This window comes from Almyronema sp. (genome assembly GCF_052168255.1).
Lineage (GTDB): Bacteria > Cyanobacteriota > Cyanobacteriia > Phormidesmidales > Phormidesmidaceae > Sphaerothrix > Sphaerothrix epifaneia.
Genome location: NZ_JBQLZL010000090.1, coordinates 1 through 25,046, shown reverse-complemented (window position 1 = coordinate 25,046; position 25,046 = coordinate 1). Strand labels below are relative to the sequence as shown.

At 51.4% G+C, this 25,046-nt stretch carries 17 protein-coding genes; 6 read left to right on the top strand and 11 right to left on the bottom strand.

Going from position 1 to position 25,046, the window contains the following annotated elements:
* From ACTS3T_RS19350 to ACTS3T_RS19330, 5 genes are all read left to right on the top strand, one after another.
* On the top strand, positions 1-762 hold a 762-nt coding region (locus tag ACTS3T_RS19350; protein WP_462935410.1), incomplete at its 5' end, for a DUF928 domain-containing protein.
* A gap of 217 nt (positions 763-979) precedes the next feature.
* Entirely contained in the window at positions 980-3,916 is a 2,937-nt protein-coding gene (locus ACTS3T_RS19345; protein WP_377968246.1) for a CHASE2 domain-containing protein, read from the top strand.
* Positions 3,917-4,067: 151 nt separating this feature from the next.
* Entirely contained in the window at positions 4,068-5,474 is a 1,407-nt protein-coding gene (locus ACTS3T_RS19340; RefSeq protein WP_462935409.1) for a hybrid sensor histidine kinase/response regulator, read from the top strand.
* A 442-nt stretch (positions 5,475-5,916) separates the two neighbouring features.
* Positions 5,917-6,486: a hypothetical protein gene (locus ACTS3T_RS19335; protein WP_377968244.1), complete on the top strand. Its 570-nt coding sequence runs from the start codon at positions 5,917-5,919 to the stop codon at positions 6,484-6,486.
* 265 nt (positions 6,487-6,751) lie between these two features.
* Positions 6,752-7,372, top strand: a complete 621-nt coding sequence (locus ACTS3T_RS19330; RefSeq protein ID WP_377968243.1) for an esterase/lipase family protein — start codon at positions 6,752-6,754, stop codon at positions 7,370-7,372.
* Here the strand turns inward: ACTS3T_RS19330 and ACTS3T_RS19325 are convergent.
* Complete coding sequence (locus ACTS3T_RS19325) at positions 7,342-8,268, bottom strand: lysophospholipid acyltransferase family protein (protein WP_462935408.1); 927 nt, start codon at positions 8,266-8,268, stop codon at positions 7,342-7,344. The genes ACTS3T_RS19330 and ACTS3T_RS19325 overlap by 31 nt on opposite strands.
* A gap of 228 nt (positions 8,269-8,496) precedes the next feature.
* Here ACTS3T_RS19325 and ACTS3T_RS19320 point away from each other — a divergent pair, with 228 nt between their 5' ends.
* On the top strand, positions 8,497-9,117 hold the full coding sequence (locus ACTS3T_RS19320) for a hypothetical protein (RefSeq protein WP_377968241.1): 621 nt from the start codon (positions 8,497-8,499) through the stop codon (positions 9,115-9,117).
* A 70-nt stretch (positions 9,118-9,187) separates the two neighbouring features.
* On the opposite strand, the gene ACTS3T_RS19315 is transcribed toward ACTS3T_RS19320, so the two are convergent.
* From ACTS3T_RS19315 to ACTS3T_RS19270, 10 genes are all read right to left on the bottom strand, one after another.
* Complete coding sequence (locus tag ACTS3T_RS19315) at positions 9,188-12,208, bottom strand: CHAT domain-containing protein (protein WP_462935407.1); 3,021 nt, start codon at positions 12,206-12,208, stop codon at positions 9,188-9,190.
* 164 nt (positions 12,209-12,372) lie between these two features.
* Entirely contained in the window at positions 12,373-14,688 is a 2,316-nt protein-coding gene (locus tag ACTS3T_RS19310) for a caspase family protein (protein WP_462935406.1), read from the bottom strand.
* Between the two features lie 359 nt (positions 14,689-15,047).
* Positions 15,048-15,758 carry a hypothetical protein gene (locus tag ACTS3T_RS19305; RefSeq protein WP_462935405.1) on the bottom strand — a complete coding sequence of 237 codons (711 nt, stop codon included), beginning with the start codon at positions 15,756-15,758 and terminating at the stop codon, positions 15,048-15,050.
* A complete protein-coding gene (locus ACTS3T_RS19300; RefSeq protein WP_462935404.1) occupies positions 15,751-18,171 on the bottom strand; it encodes a CHASE2 domain-containing protein in 2,421 nt (806 codons plus the stop codon). Before ACTS3T_RS19300 ends, ACTS3T_RS19305 begins: the two co-directional genes overlap by 8 nt.
* Positions 18,172-18,301: 130 nt before the next feature.
* Positions 18,302-19,387 (bottom strand): DUF1822 family protein, encoded by a 1,086-nt coding sequence (locus ACTS3T_RS19295; RefSeq protein WP_462935403.1) that lies wholly within the window; start codon positions 19,385-19,387, stop codon positions 18,302-18,304.
* 142 nt (positions 19,388-19,529) lie between these two features.
* Positions 19,530-20,867, bottom strand: coding sequence for a hypothetical protein (locus ACTS3T_RS19290; RefSeq protein WP_462935402.1), 1,338 nt, complete (start codon positions 20,865-20,867; stop codon positions 19,530-19,532).
* Positions 20,868-21,118: 251 nt separating this feature from the next.
* Positions 21,119-21,661 (bottom strand): phosphonate degradation HD-domain oxygenase, encoded by a 543-nt coding sequence (locus tag ACTS3T_RS19285; RefSeq protein ID WP_462935401.1) that lies wholly within the window; start codon positions 21,659-21,661, stop codon positions 21,119-21,121.
* Positions 21,662-21,741: 80 nt separating this feature from the next.
* Positions 21,742-22,950 carry a benzoate/H(+) symporter BenE family transporter gene (locus ACTS3T_RS19280; RefSeq protein WP_462935400.1) on the bottom strand — a complete coding sequence of 403 codons (1,209 nt, stop codon included), beginning with the start codon at positions 22,948-22,950 and terminating at the stop codon, positions 21,742-21,744.
* 41 nt (positions 22,951-22,991) lie between these two features.
* Positions 22,992-23,825, bottom strand: a complete 834-nt coding sequence (locus tag ACTS3T_RS19275; RefSeq protein WP_462935399.1) for an AraC family ligand binding domain-containing protein — start codon at positions 23,823-23,825, stop codon at positions 22,992-22,994.
* A 368-nt stretch (positions 23,826-24,193) separates the two neighbouring features.
* Complete coding sequence (locus tag ACTS3T_RS19270) at positions 24,194-24,916, bottom strand: hypothetical protein (protein ID WP_462935398.1); 723 nt, start codon at positions 24,914-24,916, stop codon at positions 24,194-24,196.
* Positions 24,917-25,046 lie beyond the last annotated feature (130 nt).

The following is a 25,046-nucleotide window of genomic DNA, read 5'->3' as shown; positions in this document are numbered from 1 at the left end:
TTCATTCCACCGCCTGACAACGCCGCTCCCCGCAACGGCAGTGGTGGCGCTTCCCGCAATGGGTTTACGCCCCCTCCGAATCGGTCTGCTCCTGATTATGCAGCGGGTGGGGCTTCTCGTAACGGTTTTGTTCCTCCCCCGGGCAACGCAACCCCTACTCATGCCGATGGGGGCGCTTCCAGAACCAACTTGTACGGTTCCAATGGTGCCTTTGCTGATCAACCTTTGGCAATGATGGCGTTGATGCCGGAGAGCTTTTACGGTACTACCCTATCCACCCATCCTGCCATTTTGGTCTACCTGCCCGCTTCCAACGCTCAATCGGCTGTCTTCAGTTTGAAGGACGAAAACCGTAATCTGGTTTACCGCATGGAAATTCCTGTTTCTGGCGAAGCTGGTATTGTTACGGTTCAGCTTCCTGAAGAAGCGCCGCTGTTGGAAGTTGGTAAGAACTACCAGTGGTATCTAACGCTGAAGCTAGATGGAAACCTAACCCCAGCTAGTCCTTTTGTCGATGGTTGGATTCAGCGGATTGAACCAGATTCTGCTTTGGCTCAGACGCTAGCTCAAGCTGATCGAGCAGAAGCAGCAACCTTGCTGGCTGAGAATGGAGTTTGGTACGACACGGCTGCAATCTGGGCATCTTTACGAATGGAACAGCCTACGAGTGAAGCCATTAGCCAAGAATGGACAGAATTGCTGGATTCTGTTGGACTTGACGAGGTGGTAGCTGCTCCAATTACCGCTGTGCTGCCTAACTAGACAAACAGCAAAACGCAAAGGGTAGATCTCCCTGCCCGACTTTCTGCTCCCGAATGTCTATTTTTGCTCGTAAGGGGAGATCTACCTGTTCGCAGCTAGAACCTGTTCGTAGTTAGAAGTAGTCACTTCCGCATTGAGAAAATGTTGGCAGAATTTAGCTTGCCGCTTTCAATGCAGATTGTCCTGTTCTCAATCGATCCTATTCCTTAACCTCCCCATGTGGAAGAAAGTCAAAGCAACCATTCAACAAAATCGAAGTGTCTGGATTATCACTCCAAGTGTGGCAACTGCCATCGTATTAGGTAGTTTTCTAGGCGTGTTCAATTTATTGGAGTGGGCAATTCGAGATCAATTCTTTCGCTTACGCTCCCAAGAAGCGATTGAAGAACAGGTTGTAGTTGTCACAATTAGCGAGACAGATATTGAAAATGCAGGTGATTGGCCTATTCCCGATCAAATCCTCGCAGAGTTATTAGAAAAAATTCACGCTCAGAAACCGCGTGTAATCGGTTTAGATCTCTATCGAGACTTGCCAGAAGAGCCAGGACATCAAGATTTAGTGCGAGTGTTTCGCAACACTCCCGAACTGTTGGGTATTGAAAAAATTACCAGTGGCCGTGTGGGACCGCCCCCCGCGCTGAAAGAGTCCAATCAGGTAGCATTGGCAGATTTGGTTTTGGACGCGGATCGCAAAATCCGGCGAGGGTTGCTTTCGGCTGAAGATACCGAGGAAGGTACCATCAAAATGAGTTTGGGCGCTGCGGCAGCTCTCAAGTACCTTGAAGCCGAAGGGGTGACACTGGAATCGGTAGATGCCAATCAACAAAAGCTACGACTAGGACAGGCAATTTTTACGCCGATGACAGGTCGAGTAGCGGGTTATTCTCCGGCTGAACTGGGTGGATATCAAATTTTAATGAACTGGCGAGGGCCTGAATCTGCCTTTCAAACGGTATCGATGCATGATGTTTTAACAGGTCAAGTCGCTCCGGATTTGTTAAGCGATCGCATTGTCTTAATTGGCTCAACGGCCAGTAGCACCAACGATTTTTTCGAAACACCTTACAGTAGCTCTTGGATTTCTGCTACAAATCCGACCCCTGGTGTGATCATCCACGCCAATTTGGCCAGCCAGATTGTTCGGAGTGCGCTCGAAGGTCGCTCTATGTTGAGAGGATGGCCTGGAGCCTGGCAGGGAATCTGGATCTTTGCGTGGACGATAGCAGGCTCCGCTGGCAGCTGGTGGCTAGAAAATCTCAACCACCGCGAAGGTAGACGTAAGCACTGGACATCTAGGCCATTTGTGGTGGCCTTTGGTGCCGGGTGCTTTCTGATCGGGAGTGCTTATTGCGCTTTCTTGGCTGGTATGTTGGTACCCATTGTACCGCCAATGGTTGCTTTGACTGTTAGCACCATTTTAACGACTGCTGCCTTCAAACAATATCGATTACAGTTAGCTAACCAGCAATTAGAGTTTGCCAATTATCAGCTTTTAGATCACTCTAGAACGCTAGAAATAAAAGTCAAAGAACGTACCCAAGAACTGGCAGAGGCAAAGCAATTAGCCGATGCAGCCAATCAGGCCAAAAGCGAGTTTCTAGCGAATATGAGCCACGAGCTACGAACTCCCCTGAATGGCATTTTGGGCTATTCTCAGGTTTTAGAACGCTCTAAAACACTCACGTCAAAAGAGCGCGAAGGTATCTCTATTATTTATCAATGTGGTTCGCATTTACTAACCCTAATTAACGATATCCTTGATCTTTCCAAAATTGAGGCGCGAAAGCTAGAGCTTTATCCTACAGATATTAACTTTTCTTCATTTTTGAATGGAGTAGCTGAAATTTGCCGCATTCGGGCAGAACAAAAGGAAATTGCTTTTAAGCTAAAGCTTGCAGATCAGCTACCTCAACGAATCTATGTTGATGAAAAGCGGCTTCGTCAAGTTCTAATTAATTTGCTGAGCAACGCTGTTAAGTTTACCGATCAAGGGAGTGTAACATTTAAGGTTGAAACGCTAGATCAACGGCCAACCAAAGCTCTAACAGCTGCAAAGCTGAAAAATCTAGCAGAAAAAACCGATTCAACCGTTCTTGCTAAATCAAGTTTACCGCCAGAAAATCAAGAAAGCCCACTATCGCCTTCATCAGCTTATCGTATGGCGATAGTTCGTTTTCAAATTGAAGATACAGGGGTAGGCATGACTCAAGAGCAACTTGAAAGCATTTTTCTTCCCTTTGAGCAAGTTGGCGATTCGTCTCGCAAGTCAGAAGGAACAGGTTTAGGACTATCCATTAGCCAAAGAATTGTTGAGTTGATGGGTAGCCAGTTAAAGGTGCAAAGTCAGTTTGGCGAAGGTAGCGTTTTTTGGATTGATCTAGAACTCCCCGTCGTGACTAACGCAGAAGCGCTAGAGTCAACCCATCAAAATCAAGAAATTGTCGGCATTCGGTCAGGTAATCCTAAAATTTTGGTGGTAGATAGCAGCTCAGAAACTCGGTCAATGCTGGTAAGTCTGTTAGAACCTATTGGGTTCGTTGTTCTTGAAGCAGAAAATGGAGAGGTTGGCTTCGATTTAGCTGTTAGCCACCAGCCTGATCTGGTTTTGACAGACTTGTCTATGCCAGTGATGAGTGGGTTTGAGCTAATGCACCAGCTCCGGATACATGCTCAACTCAAAAATGTGGCGATTGTTGTTTCTAGTGCCAATGTATTTGAAGCAGATCAACAAGAAAGCTTACAAGCAGGAGCCGATGCTTTTCTGCCAAAGCCTATTCAATTTAGCCAGTTACTAGCTGTGCTAAAAAAACAGCTTAAGCTTGAATGGCTTTACCAAAATTCTCAAGCTAATCTGAAGCAAAAGTCTCTCAACCAAAATAACAGTTCAATCAACACTGAAATAATTCTTCCTCCGGAAGACATGCTGAAGCAGCTTCACCATCTCGCCTTAATGGGTAATCTACAGGGAATTGAAGAACTATTGGAAGAAATAGTTAGGCGTGAGCCGAAGTTTCAAGACTTTTCTGAGAAACTACAAGCGTTTACTCAAACTTTTCAAATTAAAAAGATCAGAAGTTTTCTTTCAGAACAGCTTACCAGTTTAAACACGAAGAATAATAAGAATGTTTTGCAGGCGGGCGTTTCAGATATATAGTTTTTTGATACGGACTACCAGGCAGCATTTGGTCGAAACAATCTAATTCTTTTTGGCTACTTCTTTTTATTAAGATACTCCAAAAAAGTCTAGTTCAAAAACCAGTACGTATTGACTTTCTACTATCCGCAGTTATGTCAGAGTATCTATCATGAACGATTATTTAGTTGCACCTACCTCTGACTCAATCCGAATTCTTTTAGTTGATGATAACCATACTAATTTGAAGGTGTTGTCTGAAGCTATTCGCCATGAAAATTGGACGACATTAGTGGCGACTGACGGAGAGTCTGCTATTGAGCAAGCTGAATATGCTCAACCTGACCTCATCCTTTTGGACGTGATGATGCCAGGAATCAATGGATTTGAAACTTGTCAGCGCCTGAAAAAATATCCCACAACTCGGTCTATTCCGATCATTTTTATGACGGCATTGTCTGATGTGGTGGACAAAGTGAAGGGGTTAGAACTAGGAGCAGTTGATTACATTACCAAGCCTTTTCAACAAGAAGAGGTGCTGGCTCGGGTCAAGCTTCATTTGAAGCTTTATCATTTGACCCGGCGTTTAGAAGAACAAAACATACTCCTAAATCAAAAAATTGAGGAAAAAGCAGTCACAGAGGCAAAACTTCAGCAGCTTAATCAAGAACTTGAGCAGCGGGTTGAGCAACGAACCTCAGAGTTGTCTCAATTTGTCAACAAACTGCAAAAGACTCAGCTTCAGCTTATTCAAAGTGAAAAAATGTCAACCCTTGGACAGCTTGTGGCTGGCGTTGCCCATGAAATCAACAATCCGGTGGGTTTTATCAGCGGTAATCTTGACTGTATTCAAGACTATATAAAAGACTTGCTGAATCATTTTCAGCTTTATCAAGAAAAGTACCCCGACCCTGAGATTGAAGAGCATGCTGAGGAGATTGATCTAGAGTATCTGTTGGAAGATTTGCCCAAAATAGTTGCTTCAATGCAGATTGGGGTTGATCGAATCCGTAACATTAGCACTTCTCTCAGAACTTTTTCTCGATCTGATACATCTAACAAGGTTGCCTATAATTTACACGAAGGGTTGGACAGTACCTTGTTGATTTTAAGGCATCGGCTTAAAGCTAACGAGAAGCGACCAGAAATTGAAGTAATAAAAGACTATGGTAGTTTGCCTTTGGTTGTTTGCTATCCTGGTCAGCTTAATCAGGTGTTTATGAATATATTGTCTAATGCGGTTGATGCTTTGGGAGAGCGCAGTCAAGCTAAAACTTTTGCTGAAGTTAAAGCTGACCCTGACCAAATCATGATTTTTACAGAAATTTCAGCCGATGGAAAAATGGTCAAAATTCATATTGAAGATAACGGCCCAGGAATTTCGGCTGATTTACAAGAAAAGATATTTGAACATTTGTTTACCACTAAAGCAGTCGGTTGTGGAACGGGACTAGGATTATCCATCAGCCGCCAGATTGTTGTAGAAAAGCACGGAGGTCAAATTAGCTGTCATTCCCAACTTGGGCAAGGAACTCGATTTACGATCGAGCTGCCTATAACTAGCGCTGATCCGCTATAGCATTGAGTTCTGCTAGAGCTGAGGTTAAAGGGCTATGACGCGGAAAAGCTTAAGGTTTATTGATTCACTGCCTCGACCCTGCCTGCAAGCTAAGCTCTAATAGCCGCGAATTTAATCGCGATCGCCTCTTTAAAACCAGCCCCAGCAGCGATCGCGATCGCCACAAAAATTGCGACACTTTAATAGCTGCAAGCCGCTGATAGAAAAGTTTTCCTTTTGTCCTCTGCCTTTAGCTATAAATTAACCCTAAACAAATCAATATTAATAAAGCCTGGGTTGCATCCCAACCTGCAAAGATGCGTTGTTGTGATGGACGAAAGGCGCACTTATCGGTTGTCAGTCTCTTGCGTTTGCAGCAAGAACCATTGATTTGATGATCAAATGATTCGCTTTTCTGAGGCTTTGCTACCTTGTACAGATAGCGCTCAGATGGGGGTTCCTCATGAAGCTAAATCTTTGGGTGTCTTTAGGTAGTATCAGTGCGATCGCCGCGATATTAAGCTGGCAGGCTGCTGGTAGGGCTGAAAATGTCTGTTACATGATTGACGCCACTGGCAGAGAAATTAACTTAAACCAGTTGTGCCAGAACCGCAATCCGCTTACATCCCCGCCGTCTTTAGAAGCGGGAAACGCGTCAGAGACGACACCTGCGGCCAATACGCCCAGCGTTCGTGGCTATACGATTATTCGCGAGGTAGAGCCAGCCGCAGAAGCGGCTACCCCGGACGGTGAAGAAACTGCCTTGCCAGACAGTGGTCTGCCAGCAGAGGCTTTACCAGCAGATACGGATCCAGCAGCTAACAATACTTTAGAAGAGAATGAAGCGGCGCTGGACGCTGCACCTTCTAGGGCAGGCGAAGCTTCTCCGCCAGCAGATGACTTTTCGACTCCCATAGAGCGCCAGGAGTTACCCACTAGGAGAACTGCTGACGAAAATGATACTTTGGACAACAACGATGTCCCCACAGATATGTCTTCAGATGACATGAACGACAATAGGCCAGATCTATAGAAGGCGATCGCCTGTGCCAAATGGCTCAATCGGGTTTGAAGCGCTTCAATGGCTGAAATGCTGTGATAGAAAATCGGTCAGACTGCTGCTAGATCTGTCGTTACAAACGTTAAGACGCTGACAGGGCTGCAAGCCGCCGACAAAAAGCTCTCCCTTGTGCCCTCAATCTTCTGCCTTTAGTGATATTTATAATTGAAAGTATAAAAAGCTGCTCTTTTGTAGGGCGATCGCTCTGCTTTCATCTGCTTCGCAGCGCTTATCTGACATGAAAATATTGTTGATTCATGGCCTTAGCCGCAGCCCCCTTTCACTTTTATCTTTAGAGCTAAAGCTCAAGCGTAGCGGCTATGCGACAGAGCAATTTGGTTACCTGGCTATTGCCGAAACCTTTGAAGGAATTGTGGCGCGGTTGCACCGTCGTTTACAGCAGCTTAGCCGCCAAGGCTCTTACAGCATCGTTGCTCATTCTTTGGGCGGCATCCTGACACGGGCGGCTTTGGGGCTGGGGCAGGTATCTTGGCCAGAGCATGTGGTGATGTTGGGCACCCCAAATCAGCCGCCTCGCCTTGCCGCTTATGCTTGGCATTTGCCGCCTTTTCGCTGGATTTCGGGACAGTGTGGCTTCAATCTCAGTCGTTCAGCTTTTTTTGCGTCGCTACCTGGCTTGTCGTCTCCTTATACGATTGTGGCTGGCACCAGTGGCCCTAGAGGGGTTTGGAGTCCTTTTGGTGATGAGCTAAACGATGGCATTGTGGCTTTTAGCGAAACACGCCTAACTCCTACAGATGCAGTGGTTCAGGTGCCAGTTTGGCATACTTTTATGATGAATGATGTGAGGGTGCAAAAGACAGTCCTTCAATCACTGAGGCTGGCCTCTTCTGTTTGAACTAAGTGGTCGAGTTGACTTTGCATGGTTGTCACTACCTGCTGATAGCAGCGATACACATAGTCGCGATCGCGAGCCGCTTCATGGCCATAGCGCTCAAAAACAATGGCTGGGCAGACCCGCGTATGCAAAGAAACAGGCAGGGGAATATTGGGCCAAGGGCCAACGGCTAGTCCCCAGGGCAAGCCTAAATAAATGGGAAAGACGCCTGGATCTAAGCCAAACGGCCAGGGAAGACCTGCTCGGTGTAGTTGTTCAAGTTGGGGATAGAGATCGCCTAGGACGACGAGGGTTGAATGCGCGCCGTAGGAAATGAGCGGTATGATAGGCACGTTTTCTTCTAGGGCTAGTTTGACAAATCCCAGGCGATCGCAGAAGTGAATTTGGTGACGCAAAGCATAGGGTCGAAAAACATCTTGCACACCACCGGGGTAGATCAAGACGCTCGCCCCTTGCTGCAGAGCCACGATCGCCATTTGTGGGCGAGCCTGAATGGCACCAACCTGCGCCGCTAAACGAGCCACGCCCGGAAATACCTGCCACATTTTGGGTTCCATCAACGCATAGACGGGGCGGGCTGCGCCAAACTTGCGGCACCAGTCATAGGTCATCATCACGGTATCTGGGGCGGCTAGCCCACCATTGTGAGAGCCGATCAAAAGCACTTTGGTGTCGGCGGGAATATGCTCCCAACCGTCTGTTTTAACCCGAAAGTAGTTTTGATAAATCCAACCAAAAAAAGGTAGCAACGCCTCGATCACCTGCGGATCGCGATCGCTCAGTGACCAGCCTGTGAATCTTTTGTCCGTCGCCAACGATGCCTTGATATAGAGTTCTATTAAGGTAGCCGCCGACTGAAGCGGGAAGTTCAATCGGGGGAGTAAGGGCAAATTCATATTTTTGCAAGGCTAACAGTCACGTCTGCATTCTACTGGCGATCGCGCTAAAGCTATACGCCCATGGGGCAATGCTGGGCTGTAAGCAAGGCCGTTTCGCTAGCGCCAGTCAGGCCATTAGCCACAGATTTCACTCTTTGGATAGAAAGGCCACGTGGCAAAATCCCCCAAAATGGCAGCAGACTTGCCCAGACATCTAAGTCGCCTCGACTTTGTCTATGAAGACCGATGCAGTTTAACCTTAGCTACTCAATTACTATGACTTTTTTGCGATCGCTGAAGACGCCTGTTGGCACCAGTTCCCTGGTGTTTTTTGCCCTGCTAGCAGCTTGGACTTTGCCTGCCAAAGCTCAAAACCCAACAGCCGCCGATCTGTCACCTGAACCGATAGAGCTTTCTCAAGTCGAAATTTCCCAGGTGGGTATACCCCGTAATCAAGCTGGGGTTAGCCGTAACTTTATTGGCATTGGGGGCAATATTGGCTTTGACGACGATTCCACCATTGGAGATTCAGGCTTTGCTGTCATCAGTAAGCTGTCGCTAGCAGACAACATTTCGCTACGGCCTGCGGCTGTAATTGACGACGATGTCACCTTTTTGGTGCCAGTGACCTATAACTTTGTCAGTCGAGCCGTCGATATTGGCCCTAGAAGTTTGGTGCCTTATGTAGGCGGTGGCGTAGCGATCTCAACAGAAGACGATTCTGAGGTGGCAGGCTTGATTAGTGCGGGGGTAGATGTGCCTATTTCTAGCCAGTTTACCGCGAACGGTCAGGCCAATTTGAGCATTGCCGACGAGACGGGTTTTAGCATTTTGCTAGGGATCGGCTATAACTTCAGTGGTTTGTAACGTTCTGCATGGCTGATAGCGGTCAGCAGCGCGTAGCAGCCACGGCAACCCTCAATAGCCACGCGCTGTTTTACAGCCCATTGCCAATCAGAATAAAGGGTGCCCAGTAGTAAGGGTGATCCAGGCGACTCGTAACGTTGACAGGAAGAGCGTTGCGAGTTTGCAAAATGATGTCAGCCCGTTCGCCACCAACGGCTGAAAAGTCGGCGGTAATCAGCGCTTGCTGGGCGGTCTGTAGGGCTGCGGCTTTGGTCTGGCCTTCTGCTAAAGCCGCGTAGAAAGTGTTCATTAAAATTTGGGTGCCGCCATCGCTGACTCTCCAGAGAGAAGCGATCGCAGCTCTGGCCCCCGCTTGCTGAATTTGAAAGCCCAAGCCTAAAATTTCAACGCCATTGCCTAAGGCTAACCCTCCTAGCGCCGTTTCACAGGCACTCAAAACTACCAAGTCGGCGTTGGGTAAGTGCCAAAGTTGCTCTATGTCTTGCAGACTGACGCGATCGCCGTTGCCTAAGACAATAAAAGATTCGCGCGGACTCCCTTGAACAAAAGCAGCGTGGGTGGCTAGATGAATGATGTTGTAGCTACCCAGCCGTAAATCGAGTTCGCTGGGGTTAAAGTCTTGGTTGAGTAAAACGTCAACGCTGGCGACCTGGCTAGCGAGCGTGGTAACTTCTGTTTCAGTAAAGGGTAAGTCGTCAAAGTTAAAAACGCGATCGCCGACGGTAATTTCAAAGTCGCAATCTGCGCAGGCGGCGGCCAAAATCCGTAAATCGCTTTGGCGAGTTTGATTTAAGTCGCTTAAAGAAGCAGCGGTGATATGAGAGAGGCTAAAGCGCTCGGCTATCCACTGTTGGCCGTCGTGCAGGGCAGCTAAGGGCAGATAGCGCAACGGCCCGTCTGGAGCAAAAATGATGGCTTCGGCTCCTGCGGCGGCAAGTTCTGCTTCTAGCGGTGCAATCAGCCATTGATAGAGCTGCTGGGCGAGGGGTTGAATATCACTGTAGGGATTTTTAAGCGCTTGGCCAAAAGCCACCAGCTTTTGATTGAGTTCAGCCGCCGAAACAGGAACCGGATAGCGTACTGACGGAGCTTGAGGCGTGACTAAAACGAGTTCTAAGCGATCTTCTAGAATCAGGGGATAAAGCAAAACCGTTACTTGCGGTAGCTGGCGCAGATTGTCTTGCAGCTGATTAAAGTGCTCTGGATCTAAGCCTTGCCCGTCGGTGCTGGTTTGCAAAGCGGCCAACGCTGTAGCGACTTCGGGATAACTTAAAAACTCCGTAAAGCGCGAAACTAATAGCCTTTCGGTGTGTCTAAGTGCTTGCAAACGCTGACGTTCGGGAGCGCTCAATTGGCTAACGAGTCGGCTTTGTAGCTCAGCGAGTTCTGCAGCATTGGCAATTGCTTGCTCGTATAGAGCCAAGATCTGCTGTTCGGGTTGCCAGTAGTCAATGCCGCTAGCGGTTTGTTCGCTGCGCTGTACGTCTTGTAAATACTCATCTAGTTCTTGTACTTTGAGCAAATCGAGAATCCGCTGAGCTTCCAACGTGCGGTTGCGCTGAAGCAATAAGTTAGCCAAAGCGCGATAGTCATCCGCAATGGAGGCTGTAAAAGACTGATACAGCGTCGGGGGCAGTTGTTGGGCATCGCCGCGAATCGCCTCGCGAATGTTAACGGCGGCTTTGTAAAAGATAATGGCTAGTTCAGGCTGATTTTGGCGGGCTAAAGATTCGCCCAGGTTGCTGAAAACCAGACTCTCGCCAGCGCGATCGCCAATGGCTTGAAAAAGGGGCAGGGCTTGCTCATAGTAGGCGATCGCTTGGGAATTTTGCGCTTGTTCTTGGTAGAGACTGCCCAGATAAGTCAGCACGTAGGCAGCACCGCTACGGTTATCTATGGCCTGAAAACGCCACAGGGCTTGTTTAAAATTAGCGATCGCCTGCGGATAGTGGCCTGCCGCCTGATGGAGCAACCCCAGGTTAGTCAGCGCCACGGCGATGCCATTGCGGTCTTCTGTGGCTTGAAAGGTGGCGAGGGCGGGTTCAAAATAGGCCAGTGCCTGATCGCGATCGCCTAGAGCTAAATAGGCACTGCCTAGGCCAATCAGCACATCGGCAACGCCACGGCGATCGCTGATCTGGCGGTTAATCAGCAGCGCTTGTTCTAGATAAACAATCGCCTGACGATAATCGCTCAAAACCCAGTGGGCATTGCCAAAGTTCATCAAGGCGCTGGCTTCTCCCCGGCGATCGGCCACCTCTCTAAAAGTGGGCAGGGCTTGCTCTAGGTAGGCAATGGCCTGGGGGTAATCGCTGAGGGCTAAGTAAGCCAACCCCAGGTTCATCAAAATTCCGGCCTCGGCGGTGTGATCGGCAATTTCGCGTTTGATGGCTAAAGCTTGCTCATAGCGAGCGATCGCTGACGAATAGTGATTTAACGACAGGTAGGCATTGCCCAGGTTGTTCAAAATTGTGGCAACTTCGCGGCGACTATCCATTGCCTCAAAGGTTGGTAGCGCTTGCTCAAAGTAAACAATGGCCTGCTCAGGCTCACCTAACGCCAGGTAGACAATTCCCAGGTTTGTCAATACGCTAGCTGCTCCCATCCGGTTGTGGGTTGCCTGAAAAAGCAGCAAAGCCTGCCTGTAGGCGGTCACGGCTTGCGGATAATTGCTAGAAGCTTGATGCACAAAACCTAAATAGGTCAATACCCGCGCTGCTGTTGAATAGTTTTCGGTGGCGTGCAGCAAGGGCAGCGCTTGCTCAAAATAGGAAACGGCAACCCCATAGGAACCCAGTGAGCTATAGGCCAACCCCATCCCTACCAATGTATAGGCTTCGCCGCTGGAATCAGCGATCGCTTCATAGCGGGCTAAAGCCTGCTTCCAGATTTGCAAAGCGGCGTGAAGCTGATTGGCTCGGTAAAGTTGAATGCCCCGTTTGAGCAGCCGATCGGCTACCTGCTGCTGCTCTGCCTGAGAAGGCGCTTGCGCCTGGGCAGACGCTAACCCCCCGGATTCACTCACCCTCACTGGCGCTATCCAAACCGCCAGCCCCACCACCAGCCCTAATGCAGATACTTTCGATCGCATTGATCTACCCTTTTGATCAATTAGCCTGAGCGGTCGTGCTGACCTTCAATCTGGGCTAAAGCGTTCTTGGTTGTTGGCTCAATCAAGCGGTTGTGCCCTGGCCAACGCCGACTTGGAAAAACTCGATCTTGTCGTTACCTCATTCAAGCGCGATCGCACCCAACCTAGTCCACCACTTCGACAATTACCGACAACGCCGCTAATTTTTGGGTATCGACCCCCCGCACCCCGCCGCGCATGTCGATATCCGCCCGCGTTATTTGGTCTAAATCGCTCAGAAGCGAATTCACCACCGCAATCGGGGTATCTTCATCACCGTCTCCCCGACTGATGCCGATGGGAGCACCCGCGCGAGCCTGAATATCTTCAGCAACCTGCTGCAGCCCTTTGAGGGCGTCCCGTAAAGGTAGGGTGCTAGCTAACACCAAAATTTCAAAAAATCCGGCGGGTCCCGAGACGCAAAAGTGAAAATTTTCGTCTGGCTCTGCACAATAGTCTCGACCAACTGCCGCTGGAGGATTGTTAGGGACGACTACCTTTTGCCCTGCTTCTATAAGCGCTGCCCCTTCGGGATCTTCCCAGTTGAGCGGATGCAGCACAGAAATGTTGCCAGAGCTACCAATCACCAGCACCCCTATATATAGGCTGCGCGACTCGTTGTTGCTGACCTCAATTTGAATTTCGGTACCCGGTGTGAGCTGTTTGATCTCCGGCTCAAGCTGTTGGGCAATGACGCCGGGTGACTGGCTTCCCCGGCTGGCTGAGCGGGCAAAGGTGCCGCTACCTTGCACCGATTTGACCTCAACGTTTACCGCCACGTCTGAAGTATCGCTATTTAAAACCGATCGCAAAATCAGCCCCGCCAGCAGCATCTTTAAGCGAGGTCGCAGGCGATTAATAGCTTGGTCGGCGCTTTCGCCCGCCGCTCCAAAAGAAGACTCAATGGGAATAAGATCTGCTGTCGTCAGGCCAATGCCGCCGGGTTCGCCAGCGGTAACCACTCCGCGCGATCGCGCTTGGGCAATTACCGCTGGTGTTAGCCGACTGAGCAGATAATCAACCGTTGAGGCTTGATCGACAGGGATAGCCGCCATGCGATTAATGGCATTAAGGCGAGTTTGCGCCGTTGGTAACGCCTCAGCTAGCGACGAATGCAGCCCCAGCTTTAGGGTCAAATCCGTCGGGACGCCGCGCACGCGTTCGCGCAGCAGCAGCCCTGCCGGAGAAGCTGCCCGAACGCCTTGCAGCCTACCGTAGCCGACTAATCCATCTCGCCCAGTTTGCTCCACTTGCCCTAAAGCATTGCCTTGCACATCCATTACGTTAAAAATAGCCCCTTGGTCAAACGCCTGTAAGCTCTGGGACGATACGCCGCCCAACCAAAACTGCACCTCTCCGGCTGCGGTTGTATTGAGTACGACGGCTTCAGCAGAAGGCACCGGGGCGTTGACTAAGTAAACAGGCTGGTCGTCGTAGGCTTGACCGGGAGCCACCTGATAAATCGGGGTTTGTGCCAGTTTGGAATTATTCGCCACATCGCGCGTCTGGCGAGCCAGACTGGTGAAGACCGTGGCTAACGGCTGGCTGTTGGGTTGCTGCCAGAGGTAGTGGGTGAGTGTGTAAGTAAATGCCCCGGCAAAAAACTGTCCTTCCCCGCTGCCAAACGTTGCATCAGCAGCTAGCTGATTGGCTTGGGCTGAGCCTAAAGCAACGCCTTTGGCAATTCCGGCAGAGCGTAAAGCCTTCAAACGCTCTGAAGTTAAATCTAGTTGGTTCATCCAGCGGGCTTGATAGGCCAGTTCTGTTTCGCTGGGCTGGGCTTCAACGCCAGCAATGCGAGCCTCTTCGGCACGAATTAGCACGTTGCCCCGCGTGCCCCCGCCGGAGTGACAGCTATCTAACACCATTGTCACCTGATCGGTTTTTAGAGCTGACAGCAGCAAAAACAGAGTTTTGCCCATAATGTCGTTGACTTCGCCGTTAGACACGTTGATGCGGGCGTCGCTAGGGAGAATTGTGCCATTGAAGCCTTGAAATCTGGCATATTCTTCACCTGCGGGCAACGCAATCGGATCGGGATCACGCACGTAGGAACCGTGCCCCGAAAAGTGAAAGACGACCACGTCACCCGGCTGAGCCTGTTCGATCAAGTGGGTTTCAAACGCCGCCAGAATATTTTGGCGGGTAGGTTTGAGTTCAGCTTCGTCGGTTAAAACTAAAATGTCGTCGGGGTTGAAGCCAAAGCGATGAATCAGCAATTCTCGCTGCATCCGGACATCGGTGAGGCAGCCTCTGAGGGTGCTTAAGTCTCCTTGATATTGGTTGACGCCGACGAGCAAAGCCAGTTTGCGCGGGGCTGCTTGTGCTAAAACCTGGCTAGCGCGATCGCCTTGACGCATAACCTCCAACTGGTTGAGGCCAATGGCAGCCAGGGTAGAACCTGCAAATTGCAGAAACTGACGACGCTTCAGGTGAGGCATAGGGAAATCTCCGGAAGGGGGCTAAGGTTGGGAAGCAAGGATTAAAGGCAGAGGGCAGAGGTTGAGTGGCTACAGCTATACTTTGACCCAAAGCCGTGCCAGAGCCAGAATTCGCCAGAGAATTTTTAGCTTGAAGGCGATCGCCGTTGGCTCTTAAGCACTATCCTTCACCTTGCAGGGCTTTGTTGCTATGTATTTCGCCAGCAGCCAGTCTAATTCAATCACGACGTAAGTTCGTCGGATTTTTCCGAGACTGGCAAACGAGAGATAACCGCACGCGCGGGGCTAAAGACAGGGTGATAGAAGGATGCTAAGCCGAGTCAGACAGGGTGGATCAAGGGCAGGGGGCTGAAAATAGCCTATTGGGTGACGGCTGTTGGAGCCGATTGGCAAAGTTCAGCGACCAGGGTTTCGCGAGTTTGCTGTAACGAGGCTGACGGATCTTCAACCGAGAACATTTCCTGCAAAGCATCGGCATAAAGTTGTTCGCTGAGAAAGTAGCGGGTGCGCTCAAGGGCGATCGCTTCTGTCTCGACTGCTTGCAGCTTTAAAACGGTCGTCAGGGTTTCCAGGTCTGTGCTGATGCGATCGCGCTCCTCGCCACCTAAAACGTCAAACGACTGCCAAAACATCGGCGTTTGATCACCTTCACTAAAATAAAACAGCCAGTGATAAGTCGCGCCCGGTTCGAGCGCCGCCCCATCGTAAGCCGCTTGCAACAAACCGGGTTCTGCAATTTCTGCCGTTTGCTGCCAGATAACAGCCGTTGCCTCTGCTGGCTGTAAACCCACCATTTGAGCATCGTTAGACCATAAAAACAACGGCTGTAGATTCCAGACGGTTGCCTCTGCTGTTGGCGACACCAGGCAAGAACCAGCAGGCCGTGGCCCACCAGGGCTACCGGGGCCAGGGGGGTTAGACGCGTCGTTTCTATCGTTCCTGAAAATGTCTAAGATGCCGCGCCATTCAACTTCCGCTTCAGCTGCGGCAAAGCCAGCGGCAGCACCGCTGAGGCCAAAAGTTGACAACCCCCAAAAAAGCAAAGGCCAGATAACAGAAGCTTTAATCATGAGATTTCTCCAATTTTGCAGAAACAACGTAAATCCAAACAGTTAAGCAAGGCAAAAGCCAGGGGAGCATAATCAAAGCTGAAATGTAGAGCTGTAAGCTCAGCCAACCGTAGGCTATCGTTGCGAACGATAGCCCTCCCCACAGCCAAGCGCGGTTGACTGTAGGGAGGGCTATCAGTACCACCGTTTTGCCGACTAGCGCCGCTAGCAGCACCAGTCCCAGATTGGGAATGGGCACGACAAAATGCTGAGTGAGAAAGTGATGGGTCATATAGGCATGGGCTTCGCCGCCAGTAAACCCACGATTACCCTGGCCAGACTGGTGACGCCAAAAGGCGATCGCTCTTGGTGTGGCCACGTTGTCTTCCCCCTCAACAGTGACCCCAGCTTCGTCATATCCCCCTGCAATAATCAGCACGATGGTATTTTCTAGCGAGGCTAAGCCCAGCGTTTGCAGCGTGTTTTGGGGCGACTCTAGCAACTGCCAAGCTGGCACCGTCACGTAAACCTGCTCCGGCGGAATTGAAAAATCTAACAATGGCTGCAGCCAGCGCAGCCCCAGGGCGTAAGAGGCGTAAGTCAGGGGATGTAACTGCACACGACGGGAATAAAACGCTGGCAAACTGGTTTGCAGGTAGTCTTCAACCTGGCTTTGGAGGCGTCGCTGACTGCCTAAATCGGGTTGGGGCACCGGGAAGCCCGATTGCAACCGCTGATTGAGCTGATAAGCGATCGCTACGAGATAGCTAAAAGGCAGCGGACTGGGATTATCTGGCTCAATAGACATTACTTGCCAGTGCGGTAGCCAGGTATTGCCCTGCAAACTCCAGCGGGAATCAGCAATTTCGGGCCAGACGGTGAGCCATTGGCCTTGGTGGTTTAGCCTTGCCCCCAGCACAAACCAGGTAGCGTGATCTCTAATTGCTTGGCGTAAAGTCTGATTGAGCTGTTGATCAAATTCAGCCGGTTCTTGGGGGCGATCGAGCAGATAATCGATGCCAATAATTTGAGCTTCTAAGGTCGCCAGTTGGCTAACTAAATCCGCCAGGTAGTCACGCTGCATCGGTAGGGGGGTACCAATGCGGGCTTTTTGCAAAGAGGTATCGTCAATCTGCACCAAAAAGAGTTTAGAAGCTGCCCCCCCTTCCACCTGACGGGTGAGATCGCGATAAAGCGCTTGCGCATAAACCCGCTGTTCTGGGAGCCAGTAGTGGACGGGAGCCAGCAAGCTCAGCAACGTTAACGTGCCTAGGGCGATCGCCTCTTTGCCTGTCGGCAACCAGCGCTTGATCTGCTGCCGCAGACCGAAAGGTTTAACTTGAAAAAGCTGCGACTCTGGATGGCGAAACAGAGACGGCACCAGATAGGCCGATGGATAGGTGAGATGTTTTTCTGTTTTTAAGTAGCGGCAAGCTTTAAGCAGAGCCTCATGCACATCAAGATGCTGAGCCAGACCTTGTAAAAACTGCACCAAAAAGGTAACAGCGACCTCGTTGTGTACCTGTTCGCGCATAATGGCGACCTGACTTAGCCCCAGGTTGACCAGCGAACTGGCAATATCAAGCCCACTGCAAGAATTAAATAGGGCAAACTGCAAACCGCGATCGCGGGCTTTTTCGAGATACTGGGTTAGCTCTTTGAGCGAGAGGGAAACTTTAGGGGCGATCGCCAGTTCTCCTCCCACCAGACTGGCTTCGTCGCTGTGTCCGGCAAAAAACAACACATCCCAGCCCTGAGGATCGGCGATCGCGCGAGCCACTTTTTCCTTCAGCGCTCCAGCAGCCAGGGTGGGATCCCCGCCTTCAAACTTCACCGTTGCCACCGCAGCAATTGACTGTAGCGCCAAGCGATCGCCCGCTAGATCAATGCCTGTCGCATCGCCTAGAATCACCAGAATGCGGGCTTTACCCCGGCGTCCAGATGGCGGCGGCGGCGTTTCCGCCACAATGTTAGCGGGCGATCGGGTAATTCGCAGACTTTCAGCCGCACCAAACTCCAGGCCAACCTCCCAGGTTTCCCAGGGTAGCCGCGCCAGCTCCAGCGGTTCACAGGTTAAAAATAAATCAACCACCCTGGCAGGCTCACCACTGGCTGATCGCCCCCTCACCAGCGTCTTGCGAATATCAAATAGCTTTTCGTGCCGCAGCCAGCGATGAAATTCTGACAGCAGTTTGGCCTCTGCCTGAACCAGTTGGCTATGCCAGTTGACCGGAGCCGCAATTTTGCCCATTGCGCCGGGTCGCCCCCGCAGGGCGTTGTTGTAGTAGCCCAGGTAAACCTTTTGCCACGCCTGATAAAGCAGATCGAGTTGGGCAGGATACGGCAGCGTTTCTGTACGCCGTTGGCCTTTGCCCCAGGTCAAATCAAACAGGCAAAAGTGATCGATTTTGCGCACAGTCAGGTGGTAGAGCATAGACGGGGGGCAGCGGAGAAAATGTGAACAAGCTGGGCGACGATTGTTAAAGGGAGAAGACTGAGGGCAAAGGGCAGAAGCCTTCTAGCAGCGGGGCAGTCTTGCCATATCTCAACGCTTGGGGCGACGGCTATAGCTGCAGGCCAAACGGCGGCAAGTGGAGTTGCGGCCCAGACGGTAGCGCAATGGTGGTATGAAAGGTTTCGTGCCAGTGACCAAAAACCTGGGCGTAGAGATAAAAGCTATTGGCCTGATCTTGCAATGTTTGTTTGGCTAGAAGGGTGTCTTGGTCGCGCACTTCTAAGCGGGTGCCCACGGGCATGGGTTCTTCAGAAGCAGACCCCAGAAAGAGCATGAGCGACCATTCGGGCTGGTCGGGGTCGTCGTAAATTGTCCACATCAGCGCATAGAGGCGCAGGGGAATACCGCCTACCTGCAACTCGGTAAAGGCGGCTTTGGCGCGTGAGGGAATGGCAATCTGGTTGGTTGCCAGGTCGCTCAAAATGGTTTCAAATTCTTCAGTGGGCGATCGCATGGCTCTGGCTGGTTCGGGCAGCAGCGTCCAGGTAAACTGCTGGGCAATGTCGTCTAGCTGATCGTGCAGCCAGCGAGCCACATTTAGAAAGGGGGACTCAGCCGTCGCCGCTGGCTGAGGGGCTACCCCAGGGGAAAGCAACGTTGCCGCTTCGGCATGGCGCAAATAGAGCAGCAGATTGGCCGCAGAGGTGGTAAACCAGGCCAGCGGTAGGGCATAGTCGCCCTTAGCCGTTGGCGTTAAAGGTTGGTGTTGCCAGTGGCTTATGAGCTGATCGTGCCGGAGCGCCGCTGCGATCGCCACCTGGCGGTATTCTTCTTGCACCTCAGCCAGAACATACAGGTGAGTATCCCCAGGTTTGACCACGTCAAGCGGTACCCGCACAGCTTCATCGCTGAAACTGCCGCTGGCCAGCAGGCTCAGCTTAAAATCGCCAATGTAACAGGTGACAGCCCCTAGGGGAGCCGTCGTCGGCAGATCGCTGAGCTTTAAATCAGGTGCCGTTTCACTCAGCCACCGCCACAGCCCCTGAACGGCCAGGGCAAGCAAATAAGACTGCCATTGCTGATCGGCTTCTGAGAGGGTTGCAGTGAGATCGGCAGCCCAATGTACTTGATCGGCGCTCAGCGGTATTGAAACAGGTGATAGCGGCTCAAAGTCTGGGAAGTGCGAGTCCAGCATGGTGACTAACTCCGAGGTGCGAAGAGTGTAAGTACAGGGTTGGGAGGCGTAGGCGAGAGGGGGATAACTGGGTCGAAACACTTGAAAGAAACCAAATGGGGGGCAAACAGCTCACAGCCTGGTAGCACGGTTCACTCACTTTTTAGCCGTGGTGGGACAGGTAGTGACAGACGCGCTGATCAAAGCGGTTGGTAGGGGTGGTGCGTTGGGGTTTCTGGGCTTCGGCTTGCGATCGCTCAATGACTTCGTCTATCTGCTCGGCTAGCAGCTGATCTAGGGCTTGGTCGAAGGCGTGGAGCTGATCGGGTTCGAGGTACGCTTGAGCCAGCGCTAGGGTGCGCTGTCGCAGTTGGGTTAGCCAGTAATGACGAACGTTGGTGCGAAAAGCTTTCATCCGCATGAGCCGCGTCACCTGTACCTGGGTTTTGTAGCCAATTTGAGGGGCGATCGCGCTCATCCGCATGCCTTGGCACAGAAACAGGCGCAGAGCCGTCAGAAACGCCTGGTCTTGGGGGGGCTGTTTGCGTTTGAGGCGGGCTAGCTCAACTTGAACCGCTTGGGCGATCGCCTCATCGAGGCAAGCGTCTAGCATCTGGCGATACTGGCTCAAAAACTCGGCTTGAACGGCCTCATTTTCGTCCGCCTTAGCCGCTAGCGGTTCTGCGAAATGCGCCGCCTCTAACGACACCGTTTGCAAATAGCGGCTACGCACATGGATGCGGTATTGCCGCAATAGTGAAGCCATTTCGTGCAGTTGAGCCAGCACCGCACTGGCAGAAACGGTGGCGTCGATTCGCTCTAGCTGCTCTTGAGTAGGCGGATAACAGCGATTGCCGCGTCGCGTGCGGAGCTGATGCAGGCGATCGCTGCGGTAAACGGCATGATAACGCCGCAAAAGTTCGGTCGCCTGCTGAATTTCGCTTTCAGTGCGGTAGTGAAACTCGGCCAAAACGCGTTGCAGTTGCTCCGGCGTGGTGTCGTTGAGAATAGCCCAGTCACTCACCCGGTACAGCCCGTGGGTTTGCAAAAACTGATCTAAATCAGGGTGATGTTTCACACGCCGTACCGTCCAGGTTGCCAGTCCGGCTTTGTTGAGGTCATAGCTCTCTAAAATTTGCAGGGCAAAAGGCTGATAAGCCCCTACCGCTTGCCCCTGATCGTCCAGTACAAACGGCAACAAATCTTCCACTGTAAAGCCATAGGTTGCGCCAAACTGACGAGCCAACTGCAAACAAACATTGTGGATATGGTGAGAGACATAGCAACGCAGACACAACAACGCTAGCTCTGCCTCCGCTGTTGCCTGCTGCCAGATCTGCCAGAGTTGTTTTTGCAAAGCCCGCTCATTTTCATCGCTTAGCGCATTCGATCTGAAAAAGCGAGTTTGGAGCCAGGTTTTAGCACTCGCTTGTTCAACGATATGGCAGCCCCCACTCCCCTTAAGCTGCATCAGTTGCCAGTACTGAGAAGCCGCACTCATAGGATAAATTCCAGTAAATCTCGAACTATCATCCCGATATCCTCGTGTCCTGTTCGTTAATAATTCTGAACTTCAGGAACTTATTCAATCGGCTAAGTTTGATATTGCTAAAGGCCGAAGCCAGCGGGTGGTGGGCAGAAGGAACGCTTGTCTGACAGCGGCTTGCAGCCATTTGAGTGTCTCATATCAATTCTCGATTTTGGATTTTCGATTTTGAATTGAACGGGCAATACTGGCGATCGCGGCTTTGCTTAAGCTGAAGCAGCGGCCTGCAAAATCGGCCAAAAATGCATGAGATCCGGCGTTTTTTGATCAGGCACTTTAGCCAGATCATCCCAGCGGCGAAGCTGCACCGCTGCCGACGCATAGGGCTGCTGAATAAAAGCGGCGGCAGCGGCGGCTGAAAAAATTCCGCCCTGGAGTTCAAGGCTTCGCTGCGAGACAGGCGATAGAGAAGGCCAGTACTGCTCGTCAACTGCGCAGAGATAACGCTTAGCCGCTACATGCAGGCGAATAGGGGTGGTGACGGCAGGCGGAAAAAGCGGTTCTAGCACTGGAATGGCACGGTATTCATGGCGATCGTCAATGCCGCGTAAGGCAATATCTTCGCCAAGCAGGTGCATCAAATGTCCTAAATCGTGCAACAAACAAGCCGCAATTAAATGAGGCGATTGGTCGGCCTGTTCAGCTAGCGTGGCGCATTGCAGGGCATGTTCAAGCTGGCTAATCGCTTCACCACCGTATTGGGCTTGGCCGCGATCGCGGTAGAGGTTAAGCAGGGTGTCAAGCGTCATGAGAGAGGGCCTCAGAGATCGACAAGCGGCACTGGGGCAACGATGGCCGTTGCTCAACTGGTGCCCTCAAAATATTAGGGTCATTCAGCCTTAGCTGCCAAAGGTTTGAACCGCAGCAAGGCCAATGTCAGCCCCCCGGCCACCAACCCCCAAAAAGCGGAGCCAATGCCCCACAGCGTTAGCCCGGAGGCGGTGACTAAAAAGGTGATCAAGGCGGGTTCGCGCTCGGCTTCTTGCCCCAAAGCGGCTGCTAACCCTTTACCGATGGTGCTTAGCAACGCTAACCCGGCGATCGCCAGTACCAGTTCTGGCGGTAAAGCTGTAAAGAGAGCGCCAACGGTGGCACCAAAGATCCCCACAACCAAATAAAAGCCTCCCGCTGCTACCGCCGCGACATAGCGCTTTTCGGGCATGGCGTGGGCGTCTGGCCCCATGCAAATAGCAGCGGTAATGGCCGCCAAGTTGATCGCAAAAGCGCCAAAGGGAGCCAAGAGCAAATTCGCAAGCCCTGTCCAGCTAATCAGCGGTGAAAGCGGGACTTCATAGCCGGAAGCCCGCAGCACCGCTACACCGGGTACGTTTTGAGAAGCCATAGTCACGGCAAACAGCGGTAGGGCAATGCCCACCAGCGCTGGCAAAGAAAACTGAGGCGGCGTTAAAACAGGCGTTGCCAGTTGTAGTTGCAGCGACGCTGTTAGCAGATTTCCTTGGAGCGCCGCGATCGCCATGCCGACAAGCAGCGCTGTCATGACTGCATAGCGGGGAAAAAAACGATGCGCCAGCAGGTAAGCACAAAACATGGCAAACACCAGACCAAAGCGGCTTTCCATCGCGACAAAAAGTTCCAGGCCAAAGCGTAATAGCACCCCAGCCAATAACGCCGAGGCCAGCGACAGGGGAATCCGCTGCATCACCCGTTCAAACCCACCACTCAGCCCACACATTGTTATCAGCAGAGCTGAGACTAAAAAGGCACCGATTGCCTCCGCCAAAGACACGTTAGCCGCAGCGGTTATTAGCAGGGCGGCTCCGGGCGTAGACCAGGCCGTCACCACCGGGGTTTGATAGCGCAGAGACAACCCCATACTGGTTAGCCCCATACCGATGCCCAACGCCCACATCCAAGAGCCAATTTCAGCCGCAGTAGCTCCTAGCGCTTGGGCGGCTTGAAAAACAATCACCGCTGCGCTCGAAAACCCGACTAAAACGCTAACAAATCCGGCAATGACGGCTGAAATAGAAACGTCTCTGAACAAAGCTCTAATTCGCTGCTGCTGAGTCACGCTCATCTCTCCCGGCTCACTGCTCCTCAAGCTAGCAGGTGTTTGGGTTAGCAGTCTTGGACAAAATTGCGCTGGCGATAGTGCCCCGGCGTGAGACCGAAGACGCGCTTAAAGCTACGGGTGAAATGACTTTGATCGTAAAAACCAGCTTCTAGGGCGATCGCTGCTAAGGGCTGAGCCGTTTCTAAAGCTTGTTTAGCCTTAAGCAGACGTAGCTGGTGCTGATAGCGATGCGGCGGTAACCCCCACTGCTGGCGAAAACTGCGAATTAGATAATAGCCACTGAGGTTCGTTAACTGACTCAAGGTTGCAATTGAAATATTCTCGGCAGCGTGTTCTTCTAAATAGGCGCGTACGGTGGCGACGGCCTTGGATTCTTGAGCGGTGGGCAGCGTTTGGATAGTGCCCTGCTGTAGCAATAGCTGAGCCAATAGCTCTAGCAGCAGCGATTGTTGGCTCAGCAGTGGCGCTGGCTGATCCAGCACTTGAAAGACCTGACAAAAAAGCGATCGCAGCGCAGGGCTACATACGTTCGGTGCTGAAAAACAAGGCAGTTCGGGCTTTGTCCACGCTAGCTGAGTCAGCAGCGATGCCATCAACGGCACGCTAATGTAAAAATTGCGAAATCCCCAGCCCTGTTCATTATCGGTAGCTTGGCCAGTATGCACTTCACCAGGATTAATTAAGTTAAAGCTCCCTGCCGGATTGCTGACTAGCCGACCTCGATAAAAGCACTGCCCCTGACCGCTTTCGTTGAGTCCAATGGTGTAAGCGTCGTGAAAATGCTTAACAAAAGCATGACGCCACAGCTTGGCTTGAAAAAGTTCAATTCCCCCAAAACCGGGCTTCCAGAGCTGAGCAAATTCGGTGCGTTTCTGCATGGGGTGTCAAGGGTTTCAAGTTGCGATCGCTTTCTGAGGCTAACAAGCTTAAGTCTCAATGGGTGCATCCGACGGATACAACGTATCCAATTTTGTCTGGCTCTCAACAGCAAATGGGTATACCTTGCTGTAACTACCGGGTTTAAAACGCCAAAATCGCTGAAAGCCTCTGACAGCAAAGCTTTCCTGCTGCCCTCTGCTTTCAGCTTTCTACCTCTAGCTACAATCCCTCTTTACTGCGTTTGCGTTGGTTTTGCAGGGTAGCGATCGCTAGCTGTAAAAGTCTAGCAGTTGCGCTCAGGGATCTCTCAGCGGCAATCGTTTGGGCGATCGCCTGAGATCCCTGATAACTTTAACCCGACTGCTCGCTAGCCCATTAGTTTGCGACTTGAGTAGCCAAGCGGCCAAGCGGCCACCAAAATCAGGCCAGAAAGCTGGCTGGGGCTAGATGTACTGGTGGGGCTTGGCGTCACCAGCCAATGCGGAGAAACCAAAGCACTTGATGGCGGAAGCTGAGCAAGCAATGTCGGCGTCTCTTCAGTCGGCGGTGGAGTAAAGAAGGTCTGTTCTCCTTGCAAAATGACTTGAGTAAACGCCATCGTAGACCCCGTTGTCCGCGGGTTAATCAACGTTAAACCGCTGCCAAAGTCAGCCGGAGGCGTAATAGGTGCGACCGTAGAATCAAACGGTTGGAGCGGCGCAATTTCGGGGTTAGGAGCTATTTCTATCGGAGCCAGTCCGCCAGCTTCAAAGTTCCATTCTAGATGAGGATTGACCTCAAGACTGGGGTTAAACGTCGTGCTGGGATTGACTTCGACAGTGGGGTCAAATGGTATCTGAATGTCAATGGGAATCTGCAGATTTGGGTAAGTATTGGTTTCGGGGGTAGGCGTGGGCTGTGTTTGAGGTTCTGAGGGAGCGATGTAGATGTTCTGGTGGGTTTGTCGATTCAAAAAGTTGTTGAGAAAGCTGAGGTTGTTGAGAAAAGTAAAATTAACAAGGTTGCCGGATAGCAAGCTAATGCTGGCACTTAACGCTAACATCAAAGAGCCACCCGTCAGATATCGCCAGAGTTGGTTAGATTGCGGCATCGCTGAATTCCCTGAGAGGTGCAAATGAGGACAACGGTTGCTGAGCAAGCGTGTCCTTCTATCCGAAATCTACTTCTTAGGGAAGATGTCTTATTCAAGCTAGCTTTAATAAACGGTATCAGGCGATCGC

Excerpts from the sequence above, each read along its gene's own strand:
- ACTS3T_RS19295 (WP_462935403.1), bottom strand. The coding sequence starts at position 19,387 with ATGCTGGACTCGCACTTCCCAGACTTTGAGCCGCTATCACCTGTTTCA.
- ACTS3T_RS19330 (WP_377968243.1), top strand. The coding sequence starts at position 6,752 with ATGAAAATATTGTTGATTCATGGCCTTAGCCGCAGCCCCCTTTCACTT.
- ACTS3T_RS19310 (WP_462935406.1), bottom strand. The coding sequence starts at position 14,688 with ATGCCTCACCTGAAGCGTCGTCAGTTTCTGCAATTTGCAGGTTCTACC.
- ACTS3T_RS19290 (WP_462935402.1), bottom strand. The coding sequence starts at position 20,867 with ATGAGTGCGGCTTCTCAGTACTGGCAACTGATGCAGCTTAAGGGGAGT.
- ACTS3T_RS19340 (WP_462935409.1), top strand. The coding sequence starts at position 4,068 with ATGAACGATTATTTAGTTGCACCTACCTCTGACTCAATCCGAATTCTT.
- ACTS3T_RS19345 (WP_377968246.1), top strand. The coding sequence starts at position 980 with ATGTGGAAGAAAGTCAAAGCAACCATTCAACAAAATCGAAGTGTCTGG.
- ACTS3T_RS19335 (WP_377968244.1), top strand. The coding sequence starts at position 5,917 with ATGAAGCTAAATCTTTGGGTGTCTTTAGGTAGTATCAGTGCGATCGCC.
- ACTS3T_RS19325 (WP_462935408.1), bottom strand. The coding sequence starts at position 8,268 with ATGAATTTGCCCTTACTCCCCCGATTGAACTTCCCGCTTCAGTCGGCG.
- ACTS3T_RS19300 (WP_462935404.1), bottom strand. The coding sequence starts at position 18,171 with ATGCTCTACCACCTGACTGTGCGCAAAATCGATCACTTTTGCCTGTTT.
- ACTS3T_RS19315 (WP_462935407.1), bottom strand. The coding sequence starts at position 12,208 with ATGCGATCGAAAGTATCTGCATTAGGGCTGGTGGTGGGGCTGGCGGTT.
- ACTS3T_RS19275 (WP_462935399.1), bottom strand. The coding sequence starts at position 23,825 with ATGCAGAAACGCACCGAATTTGCTCAGCTCTGGAAGCCCGGTTTTGGG.
- ACTS3T_RS19280 (WP_462935400.1), bottom strand. The coding sequence starts at position 22,950 with ATGAGCGTGACTCAGCAGCAGCGAATTAGAGCTTTGTTCAGAGACGTT.
- ACTS3T_RS19320 (WP_377968241.1), top strand. The coding sequence starts at position 8,497 with ATGCAGTTTAACCTTAGCTACTCAATTACTATGACTTTTTTGCGATCG.
- ACTS3T_RS19270 (WP_462935398.1), bottom strand. The coding sequence starts at position 24,916 with ATGCCGCAATCTAACCAACTCTGGCGATATCTGACGGGTGGCTCTTTG.
- ACTS3T_RS19285 (WP_462935401.1), bottom strand. The coding sequence starts at position 21,661 with ATGACGCTTGACACCCTGCTTAACCTCTACCGCGATCGCGGCCAAGCC.
- ACTS3T_RS19305 (WP_462935405.1), bottom strand. The coding sequence starts at position 15,758 with ATGATTAAAGCTTCTGTTATCTGGCCTTTGCTTTTTTGGGGGTTGTCA.